The 12,453-nt window shown below is 40.6% G+C and carries 7 protein-coding genes; 5 read left to right on the top strand and 2 right to left on the bottom strand.

What is annotated here, in order from left to right; translation table 11 throughout:
• The first annotated feature begins 36 nt into the window (after positions 1-36).
• Complete coding sequence (locus tag MTF66_RS02120; RefSeq protein WP_248526192.1) at positions 37-2,166, top strand: hypothetical protein; 2,130 nt, start codon at positions 37-39, stop codon at positions 2,164-2,166.
• A gap of 85 nt (positions 2,167-2,251) precedes the next feature.
• Positions 2,252-2,824 carry a manganese efflux pump MntP family protein gene (locus MTF66_RS02115; protein WP_248526191.1) on the top strand — a complete coding sequence of 191 codons (573 nt, stop codon included), beginning with the start codon at positions 2,252-2,254 and terminating at the stop codon, positions 2,822-2,824.
• Here the strand turns inward: MTF66_RS02115 and MTF66_RS02110 are convergent.
• Positions 2,821-5,268: an EAL domain-containing protein gene (locus MTF66_RS02110; protein ID WP_248526190.1), complete on the bottom strand. Its 2,448-nt coding sequence runs from the start codon at positions 5,266-5,268 to the stop codon at positions 2,821-2,823. The genes MTF66_RS02115 and MTF66_RS02110 overlap by 4 nt on opposite strands.
• 146 nt (positions 5,269-5,414) lie before the next feature.
• On the opposite strand from MTF66_RS02110, the gene MTF66_RS02105 reads away from it, so the two are divergent.
• The 3 genes from MTF66_RS02105 (at position 5,415) to MTF66_RS02095 (ending at position 11,572) form a co-directional block, all read left to right on the top strand.
• On the top strand, positions 5,415-6,365 hold the full coding sequence (locus MTF66_RS02105) for a diguanylate cyclase (RefSeq protein WP_248526189.1): 951 nt from the start codon (positions 5,415-5,417) through the stop codon (positions 6,363-6,365).
• Between the two features lie 52 nt (positions 6,366-6,417).
• Positions 6,418-9,939, top strand: coding sequence for an ATP-binding protein (locus MTF66_RS02100; protein ID WP_248526188.1), 3,522 nt, complete (start codon positions 6,418-6,420; stop codon positions 9,937-9,939).
• 127 nt (positions 9,940-10,066) lie between these two features.
• Positions 10,067-11,572, top strand: a complete 1,506-nt coding sequence (locus tag MTF66_RS02095; RefSeq protein WP_248526187.1) for a DUF2235 domain-containing protein — start codon at positions 10,067-10,069, stop codon at positions 11,570-11,572.
• Positions 11,573-11,590: 18 nt separating this feature from the next.
• On the opposite strand, the gene MTF66_RS02090 is transcribed toward MTF66_RS02095, so the two are convergent.
• Positions 11,591-12,343, bottom strand: coding sequence for an ABC transporter substrate-binding protein (locus MTF66_RS02090; protein WP_248526186.1), 753 nt, complete (start codon positions 12,341-12,343; stop codon positions 11,591-11,593).
• Positions 12,344-12,453: the final 110 nt, after the last annotated feature.

Raw genomic sequence — 12,453 nt, 5'->3', positions numbered from 1 at the left:
CATACACTTCAGGCAAGATAAATCCATGGATTGAATATGAAAAAAGGTATTTCGCTAACCGTTTTTGCAGGGCTTTGTGCCTTTGGTACCTACCTGATATTAGATAAACCCACTCCCATCGAAGCGATAAGCAATGAAGTCTCGGCATCTTCTGCTACTGTCGCTGAACAAAATGAAGCTACTAGCCTCTTTGAACCATTAAGCCTGCCAAATAGCAAAGCATCAGAGCTGGCTAAACTCAAGCTAGCCAAACGCCAGTGTAAGCAACAAAGTTTAAAAGCCACTCAAGCTGCAGCTGATCACAGTCAAATAGAGGCAGCGATTAAACAAGCATTAAAAGACGGCGACTCTCTTGAAGATATTCTAAGTTATTCAGAGCTGGTGAAAATATCTTACCGTTCATTTAATACCTTAGTTATTAACGCAATCAAAGAGAATGCAGAACAGCAATTTCAATATGCCTCATCTGTTAACATACTAAAAAGCTGGCAAGGACTTGAGGTCATTGATTATTTTGATGCTGATACAATCAACCAACTAACGGCAGTTAATGGACCCCTTAGTCAAAATACTGGCTCAATGATGTTTAATCTTCCATTACCTGAGCAAGTAAACAAAACAGCATTGTACAAACTATTAGATAACAACGATGATTTTAATACCTATTTAAAAACGCCGTTTAAAATCGGTCCATCACGGCTCATTTCACCATCTATTTTGTTTCTTGCTAATGCTCATACGCTTAGTTTGACTGAGTTTGAAAACGCAATATCCAGCAAAGAGTTTACTGTTAACGACATTGCTGTGGCTTTAAAAAGCAACTTACCTAATGATTATTTAACAGCCCTCATCTCTCAAACAGCACAGCTAGGCGGCTCGCCTACAGCAATGAGTGATGACTTTATGGATGAACAACTGTATTTAAACCTTGCTGATGTGGCTGTGAGTGAATTTAACGTACCAGTTTTAAAGTTGTTAAGTGAGCGAGGTATTGAGCCCACTAATCAGCCAAATGTATTTACAGCGATGGATATTGCCATTGTAAACCTAAAGGGCAGCTCAAATAGCGAAGTAAGGCCACTAGAGAACAAACACTTAGAAACACTAAGTTATCTAAAAAATAAAGGTTATCGAGCTCACGGCGAGCTTGTGCGCGACACACCAAACGATAGGCTACTGATGCTTAAATCTTCATTCTTACCGAGTAGCCTTTTATTTGTTGGCGACCAAGTTGCTAATGATGCTTTTTCTCAGTTCAAAGATTTAAAGCTAATCCCAAATAACCAAGCATTTAAGCGTAAAGAAAAAGATAACTCTGCAATATCAAAAGCTCTCAGTGCCTATGAGAGACAAAAACAGCAAGCCAAAAAAATAACTCCTGAGTGTGAAACGATAGATCAGCGAATCAATTCACTAGAAGCGATAAAAACACGCTCTCAAGCACTCGAAGAATTAGAAACGCTCGAAGCGCAACAAGGCTTACTAACTCCCAACACGCTTCAAGGAATCGACCCTGTGCAAGTTCATAATTGGCAATTTTTGCATTCAAATGAGTATAAATATCAAACCTCAACGCAGTATCAAGCCTTTAAAGAAGCAATTGTCGAAAAAGACCTTAATACTGTGGCAACGATTACCCAAACAGCAAAACTCAGTACCCACCAGACAAATATGTTGCTTGCAGCAACAATAGAAAATGCTCAACAATTGACGTCTATTTGGCAAAACAGAGTCGCTCCAACCGCACCTGAAAATCTTTATCTATTTACTAAGTTACCATTAGTACAATGGCAATTGTTAGCTGATAACGGCTTTGATTTTTCATTAAAAGACATGCAAAACAACGATATGTATTTTTATGCAAGCATGCATTCAAATGCAGCAGTTGAGTTTTTAATGAGCCTTGCAGTTACGCATGATTTTTCTAAACCTGGGCTTGATATTCTCGACCAAGCACTGGAGAAAAGCTATAACACACAAACCCTCGCAGACTATATGCCAAGCGCATTAAAACTTGTTAAGCAATATGAGCTTAACCACTTTCGCCGTGCCCAGCGTCTAAAAGTTTTTGTCCCTGATGTTTATGAAGAGCTTATTAAACTTGAGCCAAAACTTGCACCCAAAGATGGCACTGTAATGAATAATTATCAGTACAGTGCTTATTAAGCTCCTTACTTATTTGAGCCGTAAATTAACATATCTGTTTACGGCTTAGCCGCGTATAATGCCCACTTTTTGTGGGGCGCAAAAATTGAATATTATTACACTAAGCGTTTTATCGCTTGCTATGTCGACTGATGCTTTTGCAGCTTCAATCACCAAAGGCAGTTCGCTTAAAAATCCTCGCGTTCTGAGTGCAATCAAGCTTGGTTTATTGTTTGGCTGTATCGAAGCTATCGCACCGATTGTTGGCTGGTTAATTGGCAGTGCCGGTGCCGATTACGTTGAAGCCTTTGATCACTGGATTGCCTTTGTACTGTTGGTGGGTTTGGGTGTTCATATGTTGCTTGAGAGTCGTAAAGAAGATGACGACGATGAAGAGGGACTTGCCCCGAATACCAAGCGCTCTTTCATAGCCACATTACTCACGGCCGTTGGCACCAGTATCGATGCCATGACAGTCGGTATTAGCCTAGCTTTCATGAAAGTGAACATTTACTTAGCAGCCGCCATGATAGGCCTAGCAACCACAATTATGGTTACCATCGGCGCACTACTTGGTAATGTAATGAGTGGCTGGGTTGGCAAAAAGGCCGAAGCAATCGGCGGTGTTGCACTTATTTTTATCGGTTGTGGCATCCTTTACAGCCACACCATGGCTTAACCTAATAGCTTATCAAACTCTTCTTTGGGCATGGGCTTATGAAAATAGTACCCCTGCCCAAGCTCACAGCCTAAATCGATTAAACTATTTAAGTGTTGTTTTTCTTCAATACCCTCAGCCACTATTTGTAAATTCAAGGTATGCGCTAAGCTGGTGATGGTTCTAACAATGTCCATACTTTGTGTATCACTGAGCATATCTCTAACAAAAGATTGATCTATTTTTAGTACATCAACGGGAAAGAGTTTTAAATAAGACAAGCTTGAATAACCCGTACCAAAGTCATCAATGGCAATGGTTAACCCCAAGTCAGATAGCTTATTAAGCATGATTTTTATTTCTTCAAAATCATGCATCAACGCACTTTCAGTTACTTCCAGCTCTAACAGCTCACTAGCAAGCCCCGCTTGTTCAATGGTGTCTGCAACTAGATTACAAAAATTACCATCGGTAAATTGTTTTGCTGCAATGTTCACGGCAACCTTTATGTTATGCCCTTGGTCGGCCCATTCTTTAGCCGCTTTACAGCTTTGCTTAAGCACCGACTTACCCAAGGCATGGATAAGGCCGGTTTCTTCTGCAAGGGGTATAAAATCCAGAGGTGAAATAAGTTTATTGTCGTTATCTCGAAGCCTTACTAATGCTTCAACACCTATAATTTTATGTTTTAAAAGCTCAAGTTTCGGCTGATAGAACACCTCTATTTTATCTTGCTCAATAGCATGTCTTAAGAGCTTTTCAACACTTTGACGCTGCTTAAATTGATACTCTAAATCATCCGAGTAATAACAAAACCGATTACGCCCTTGCTCTTTAGCACGATACATAGCAGCATCTGCATGAGTCATCATTTCTTCTGCTTGTATAGAGTCCGCAGGGTTAACACTCACACCGACACTGACCGATAGAATATGCTCTTGCCCATCAATACGAAATGGCTCATTCATGGTGTTAATAATATCGCTGGCAATGGCATCAACCACAGAGGCGCTCTTTACGTCGGGTAATAAAATTACAAATTCATCACCACCAATTCTTGCCAATGTCGTATTTAGATCAATTAAAGACTCAAGCCGCTTTGCAACATCTTTTATGATTAAGTCACCTTGGTGATGCCCTAAAGTGTCGTTTAAGTACTTAAAGTGGTCGATATCAATCAGCATTAACGCTACATTCTTATTCATGCTGCTTGCGACCTTGCAAGCATGGGTGACCCTATCATGTAATAACACCCGATTAGGCAAATCGGTTAGTAAATCATGATTTGCTAAATGGCTCATTTTCACTGCCATCGCTATCGATTCACTCACATCATGAAACACGATAATACCGCCGATGATGTTACCCTCTACATCACGTATCGGTGCAGCTGAATCTTCTACCCTATATACTCGCCCATCAAGCCCAGTTAATTGACTATTTAACGCCATAGCAACTATGCGCTGCTCTTTTAGAGCGACAGATATAGGGTTAACGAGTGTTTTGTTCGATGTTGCATCAACGAGCTTCATTACCTCTTCAATATGGCGCCCTTTAGCCTCTTCAACGTGCCAACCTGTTAATCGCTCAGCAATGGGGTTCATAAAGTTAATAATTGCGTTGTTGTCCGTAGCTATTACGGCATCACCAATAGAATTAAGCATAACCCGTAAACGCTCAGACTCATTCGATAGTAGTTTTTTTGTATGGGTAATTGAGGTGATATCCGAAAGAGTAAGAATAACACCTACAACTTCTTGCTCTTTTATTCTTAAATTTATTTGCGCTCGAACATATTCAATCTTATTGCGAGGGCTAGGCAACTGAATATTTAAAACTTCTTGCTCTATGCCCTTAGTCAAGCAGCGATGAAAAGCCTCATACAATTCATCTGGTAATACATCTTTGGCGAAACAACCTAGCATTTGCTCGCTGCTTTTTGAAAACCAATGGCTGGTTTCATCATTACTGAAGAGGTTTTCCTCGGTATTTGACCAATAAGATATATATACTGGCACTTGAGCAACGAGTGTCGAAATATCATTTCTTGCAGCTAATATCTGCGCTTCTTGGTGTTTTAGCTTTAATTGGTTTTGTACTCTGAGCCGGCAGATATTCAAATCAACGGGCTTATGAATAAGATCAATCCCGCCGCTTGCAAAACTTTGATATTCAAAAATTTGTTCATTGTGGGAAGTAACAAAAATCACATGACTTTGTGCTGTTTTTGGGTTGTTTTTAAGCTTTTTACATACCTCAAAGCCATTCATATCAGGCATTTCGATATCTAGTAAAATAACATCGGGCTGAAAGAAAGTTGCTTTTTCAATTGCTTGAGCACCATTATCGCAACAAACTATCTCACCAAGGTCGCTAAGCGACTCAGCCATAATCATCAAACTAGTAGGCTCATCATCCACTACAAGCACTTTATTGTGTGAATTTTCATGATGAGAAAAAAGCATATCCATCGCCTCTGCAAGTAGTACATAAAAAAACTCTAGTCCTATCTCACCAGACGCGCCAATATAAAAAATGACTTTTTAATTCTTAAGTTGTAGAAAATCCCAAAATCCGGTCTATGCTTTATTCATCGCTTGGAGGGAATAGTTTGCAACCGGTAGCTAGTAGCAAAGATTTAAAGCTTAAAGATTCTGTTATTTTAATTGTTGATGATGAACCAATTAATACAACCGTAATAGAAAGTTTGCTCTCACCCTTCTATAAAACCCACACAACAGATTGCGGTGAAAACGTACTGAACCTGTGCGAGACCGTTAAGCCTGATTTAATACTGCTTGACGTGATGCTTGGCACCATGAGCGGCCTTGATGTTTGCAAGCAATTAAAAAAACACTCCCAATACAAAGATATTCCGGTGATATTTATTACCGCCATTATGGATCAAGATGACCAAAATCGCTGCTGGCAAGCAGGTGCTGTCGATTTTGTGTCAAAACCGGTTTATGGCGTCACTTTACTTAATCGCGTAAAAGCACATTTAACCTTAAAAAAACAAGCTGATTTGCTCAAAAACCTTTGTGAACACGACAGCCTAACAGGTTTAAACAACCGACGATTTTTACACAATACCCTTGATCAAAACATTCGTTTGGCCGTCAGAAACGATAAAGCTCTTTCGGTATTAATGCTCGATATTGATTACTTTAAACAGTACAACGACTCTCTTGGTCATCAACAAGGTGACGAATGCCTAAAACGCGTTGCTGATGAAATCAAAAAAAGTGTTAATCGCCCAACTGATACCACTATTCGTTATGGTGGTGAAGAATTTTTATGTGTTTTGCCAGACACAGATATTCAAGGGGCACAATTTATTGCCCATAAGCTATTGGCAAACATCCGTGAACTAAATATTGAACACCCACATGCAACCTCTGGAGTTCTCTCCATTAGTATTGGTAGTGCAACTTTTTCTGGGCATGAAGCCATCGACACTGACGAACTAATTCGCTGTGCCGACAAAGCGCTCTATCAAGCCAAGCATCAAGGGAGAAACCGCTGTGTTTGCATACTTACTGAACCTAATTTTAGCTTTTGAGCTAAATCGAACCTTACTACCGACTCACGTTTTCGGTATGGAGGGCTAAACCATGGATTACGAAGTATTACACCAGAAAAAAGCGACAACCTCTGAAGGACGCTTTTTAATACCATTAGCGATTGCTTTTATAGCCGCAATTATGTGCTCAGCAATTTTCTTTTTCGAACTACAACTTCATAAAAATATTAAAAACAGCGTTGCTGAACGACTGAGAGAATCAAGCGCTACCGTAGATGTGCAAGTCCATGAAAAAATAAATAAATATAAAAACGATTTACAGTTTTTATATTCTACTCCACCTATAGCAGGACTTGCCAGAGCTGCAGCAAATGGTGGTAACGACCCCCTTGATAACACTACCTCAGAGCAATGGAAAAAACGTTTAGAAACGATATTCGTTGCATTTTTACAATCAAATTCTGAATTCGAGCAATTACGTATCATCAGTACACAACGAGCAGGACAAGAACTTATCAGGGTAGACAGAGCTGCCGGTGGCATAGTTGTAAAAGCAGATAATCAGTTACAGGATAAAAGTGGCCGTGACTATTACCAGCAAAGTTCGCAATTACCGCAGGGTGATATGTATTTATCAGCAATAACACTTAACCGGGAATATGGAAAGCTCGACTATCCATATAAGCCTATGCTGCGAATAGCCTTACCCATTTTTGATGAAGATATGCAGCGCTATGGGCTGATTATTGCAAACATTAATACCTCTCAGTTATTTGCATCTCTTAATGCGATGGTACAAGCACCAAACTCATTGATCCTAACAGACAGCGAAGGCTACTTTTTAGTTCACCCTAATGAAGACTTTCGCTTTAGCCGTGACTTAGCACCAAACAAACGCTGGGACTCAGTGTATAAGTCTGAACCTGCCTATTTAGAAAATATACTCAGTATTAGCTCTAACTTTGCTGGTAAACAACAATACGAAGCGTTAACTAAGCGCATTCCATTTACTGGAGATTTAGAAACGGGGTTTATAGATGCCCACATTATGCTACCTCACTCTGAAATTAATGCGATGGAACGCGAGCAAAGGATCAGCACTTATGCATTTTTGTTGGGCGTATCTGCTTTTTTGGTGTTTGTACTTGGATTTTTGCATCGAAATTTAAAGCGTAACCGCGAGCTTGCCGAGGCAAGAGCGGTATCTTCAGCCATTATTAGCGGCTCAAAAGATGCCATTATTGCAGTAAATGATATTGGCCTAGTGTCTAGTTGGAATAAAGCAGCCACTGAGCTGTTTGGCTTTCAACGAGAGCAAGTATTAGGGGCAGATATAAACAAGTTGAATCTATTTTCAAATATTAATATCAAAGAAATATGCAGCTCCCTTAAAACTAATAGAAAACAACAAGAAATCGAAGTCGACTATCAGCAAAGCAATCTACACACGACTCATTTAGCACTCGCTTTTTCAGCTATCTTTGATGAACATCATCAACACAACGGCACAGCCATTCTCATTCGCGACACTACCGTTGAAAAGCAAGCGAGCGACAAAATTAAGCAAATAAATAACGAACTCGAAATTAAAGTCGCACAAAGAACTGCCCAGCTCGAAAAAGCCAGCCAAGTTAAAAGCGCTTTTATATCAAATATCAGTCATGAGATGCGAACACCACTAAACGGTGTTATTGGCACACTCAATTTAATAAAACGAGAGTCACTAACTAATCAACAACAGCATTATTTAGAAATGACAGAGGTAAGCGTTAATAGCTTGAACGTACTTATTAACGACATTCTTGATTTATCAAAAATTGAGGCTGGCAAACTCGACTTGGACAAAAAAGCGTTTAACCCTATTAAGTTTTTTGAAAGCTTAAGTGGCAGCATGGCTGTTAAAGCACAAGAGAAAAACCTTGAATTTATTCTAGATATTGCCGATGTTGAATACAGTTCAATAATTACTGACCCTCATCGTTACTCGCAAGTGCTTACCAACTTAATTAATAACGCGATTAAGTTTACTAAAACAGGCTTTATAAAGTTTACTGCTGTGAGTAAACGACTTAGCGATGATAACGTTGAGCTATGCTGCACAATTCAAGATACCGGAATTGGTATTGCGCCTGAAAATCAAAATAAATTGTTTAGTGCTTTCACCCAAGCCGATAACAGTGTGGCCGCACAATACGGAGGCACAGGACTCGGTTTATCGATATGTAAGCAACTAGCCTGTTTACTCAATGGACGAATTTCCTTTGAATCAACTGAGGGGAAAGGGAGTACTTTCACATTTACCATTCAGTTAGACAGCCAAAATGTAGAAAAGCGCCAACCAAGCAGTCGCTTAAAAGACAGCGTGTTTGCTGTGTCGGTCAAACAACCTGAGCTTGAACGAAGCCTAACAAAACTCATCTCTCACTGCGGTGGACAGCTCACGAATGTTGACCTAGAAAGCTTTGAGGTAAGCGATAACATGCCCTTTGATACGCTAATTTTAGAGCCTGGCAATCCGTTACTCGCAAAACTTGATAGCTTTACTGAAAATACCTATGACCATAGCCTGCCCTTTAAGTTAGTGGTGCTTATAAACCCAACCGAACCACCACCGCAAGCTAAATTTTGCACCTTTATGCGCTTATCTAAACCGGTGCTTATCTCTGAGTTTTTACTTAAACTAGCTGATGAACGACTCATACAAGAGCAGCCAGCTCAAGACACAACACCACTTCGTCGCGAGACTGATACGCAAATTCATGTCGATGTTGAGATTGCAGGAGCAAAAATCCTGATCGTTGATGATAACGATATAAATGCTGCAGTTGCCAAAGGCACATTAATGAGCTTGGCACTGCGCTTTGAAATGGCATCGAATGGTCAGCAAGCCATTGAAATATTGGCCAGTGCACCTAAAGACGACCCATTTAACTGCGTGTTAATGGACTGCCAAATGCCCGTGTTAAATGGCTATGATGCTGCGGCACAAATACGCAAAGGGGCTGGTGGAGAGTACCATAGCGAGATCCCAATTATTGCCATGACTGCCAACGCTATGCTCGGTGAGCGTAAAAAGTGCTTAAATGCAGGTATGAGCGATTACATCACAAAACCTATCAGTGCAGATAAATTGATTACCACTACGGCGAAATGGGTTGCATCAACGTACCCTAAACATCATACAGCGCCAAAAATGATTGCTGTGCCTGAGGTAAATCAGTCGCCCGCTATACTGCAAGAAGAATTAATCGATGAAGAAAAACAGCATTGGAATCGCGAAGCTGCCCTCGGTCGTTTGATGAATAACGAGGTGCTATTAAACAAAGTGAGTAAGATGTTTTTAGAAAGCTCACATAAAAAAATAACGCTGCTAACACAAGCAATCAAAGACAAAGACTACCATGCGATTGCAACCACCAGCCATGCGCTTAAAGGAACCTGCGGCGATGTGGGCGCAGCCAAATTGCACCTGCACTTTACTGAACTAGAGGTACTGGCCGCAAGTAAGGGCAATACGCTAAAAGATATTCAACTTAAGCTACTCGAAATCGAAAAAGACTACGAGATTTTGTTAGAAATTTTACAAAAGCATACCGTAGCCAGGGTCGGCTAATTTTATTAATAGCAAATAAATGGGCTTTGAAAACCAAAGCCCATTTTTCATTAAAGCGCCGCATATTTGTCTTCTAATTTTCATAAAGTGGGAGTATGTTTATACAAACCACTAAAGGAATGACGCTATGACCGCTAAAACGCTGATTTTCAACTTTGATGGCACAGGCAGCGAGCCTCGTGATGCTGAACAATTCAGCGCTGCACACTTCAAAGAAGACGCCAGTATTTCTAATATTCTTAAACTTCATTTACTTTTTGGTGGCGCACTCAATAGCGAGCCCGAAACACCATTTCCTTCTCAGCTTAGCTTTTATTATCAGGGTATAGGCACCCAAGGTAGTCGCTTTCGACGTTTATTCAATCAAGCCCTTGCACCAAGAGGTGATGATGTTGCCAGCATTTTAAATCGTGCTATGAACGACTTTAAAAGCTACTACACTGTAGGTGATAAAATACTACTAACTGGTTTTAGCCGCGGTGCTGCCCTTGCTAGGCGCTTTGCCAAATGCTTAGAACCGCTTATCAGTGATGATGTTTACTTATGTGTATTCGATACTGTTGCGTCAATTGGTTTTTCAAAGGTAACAAAAGCAACCCGCGGTGCTGAGCACGTTATTTTTGAAAACTACACGCTAGCAAGCAATATAAAAGCAGCCCTTCATTGCGTGGCGCTTGATGAAAAGCGCCGTGCATTTGAACCCACGCTTATTAATAGTGCGCCGCATGTGCATGAGATCTGGTTTGCGGGCGCTCATTCAGATGTGGGTGGCGGCTATTATCGTGATGGTTTAGCCGACATTTGCCTACGCTATGCGATTGAGTGGCTAATTGAACAAACCGTCGCACTAAACTTACTCACCAGTGCGGATATCAATTACAACACCTTGCTCCCAGAAGAGCATCGTAACCTCATTGCTCAAGATGATGTTACCGTTACCCCAGATCCGCTGGCACTTAGTCATCAGCAAAACTATTTTTGGTTTAACCCTTTGTTTAAACTGGTAGATCGCGAATGCTGTGTATTAGTTGATAACGAACAAAGCAAGCTCGCACCAACTATTCACTACACAGTAGCAGAGCGTATTAATCGTTTAACGAGCTATCGCCCTGAATCGTTAAAGAGCCTTCACTACGACGTACTTTATAATGACGAAACTCGCTTAAGCTTTAAGGGTTTAAGCCCGCATATTGCGCTTGATAAACAAAATATGACGGTGCTGAGTATAGACGAAAGTAAAGATGTGTTTGTTTATGGCGCCGAAAAATACAACCACACAGGCTTAATGTTAGAGCAAGGTGGTACTTACCGATTTACGCCTTATCCAGAGCAAACTTGGTATGACGACGGCATTAGTTGCGGCCCTGCAGGCTGGCACCGTGACAATATTCAACTAGGGGTGAAAGAAATCCCGATGGCCGTGCTTGAACCGTTTAGACGTTTACCCCACGCACAATGGTTTGCGTTGATTGGCGCAATCGATAACAACGACGATCATTTGTTTGAAATTGCTGAAGGTGCCGATATACGCATTGCTAAATCAGGCGAATTTTGCCCTTTTGCTAACGATCTAAACCGTTTTTATGGGGCGAATGCGGGACGCATTAAACTGCGCGTAACTCGTTTAGGATAATTTAGTGTTTGGGATAGTTTATTGCTTAACATAGCGAGCGATGATCTCCGTTATCGCTTGCTGGTTGTTTAAAATTGCCAAGTTAATAGCAGCACTGTCTTGTTCTGAAAGGGTTGTTTTACTCAGCATAAAATAAACGCTGTCATTATTGACAATATACGGATGCAGCTCGATACCCTGCTGATTATTTTTTTGAATTAAATATAAACCAGCTAGTTCATCATCGACAAAAAAATCGACCCGCCTAGCAACTAGCATAGCGAGACGCTGACGTAATGACGGCACAGTGACGAGCTGATTTTTATATTTTGCGTCTTCTTTTAAATGAGTAAAGTCAGGGCCAAAATAACTACCACTATTAGTTAAAATAACTTGCTGATGTTCGAGCAGTCCTTGTAAGTCTAAAGACTTTAAGCGGCCATGCGGGTACCAAAACAAGCGCATCACTTCATTACGGTAAGGCTCTGAAAAGGAACTAAAAGAGTCACGCTCTGTGCTATAGCTTGCAGCCGGTAGTAAATCGACTTTACCGTGCTTAAGCTCTGCAAAGCCCCGTTTAGATGACGGCATAACGACATATTTAGCGCAAAATCCTGCTTCTTTTAGCACTAAATTAACTACATCAATATCAATGCCAGTAAGCTTGCCATTTTGCGTAAAAGCATAAGGTGCCCACTGCTGACTAATCCCCACTTTTAAGGTTTTATCACAGCTAAAAGCCGAGTTACTCAATACCGCAACAACAAGTAAAAACAGCGCTTTTAACCCCATTAAGCCACCTTAGTTTAAATACTTACAGATCATATTATTCAAGTATGGTTGATAATGTCTGAAAGACCAATGTGTGAAGTGGGAAACCGTAAGTTAGCGAGTCTCAAGGG

It is taken from the genome of Pseudoalteromonas sp. 2CM39R (genome assembly GCF_023161845.1).
The sequence above is the reverse complement of the archived record's forward strand: the minus strand, read 5'-3'. Positions and strand labels throughout refer to the sequence as shown.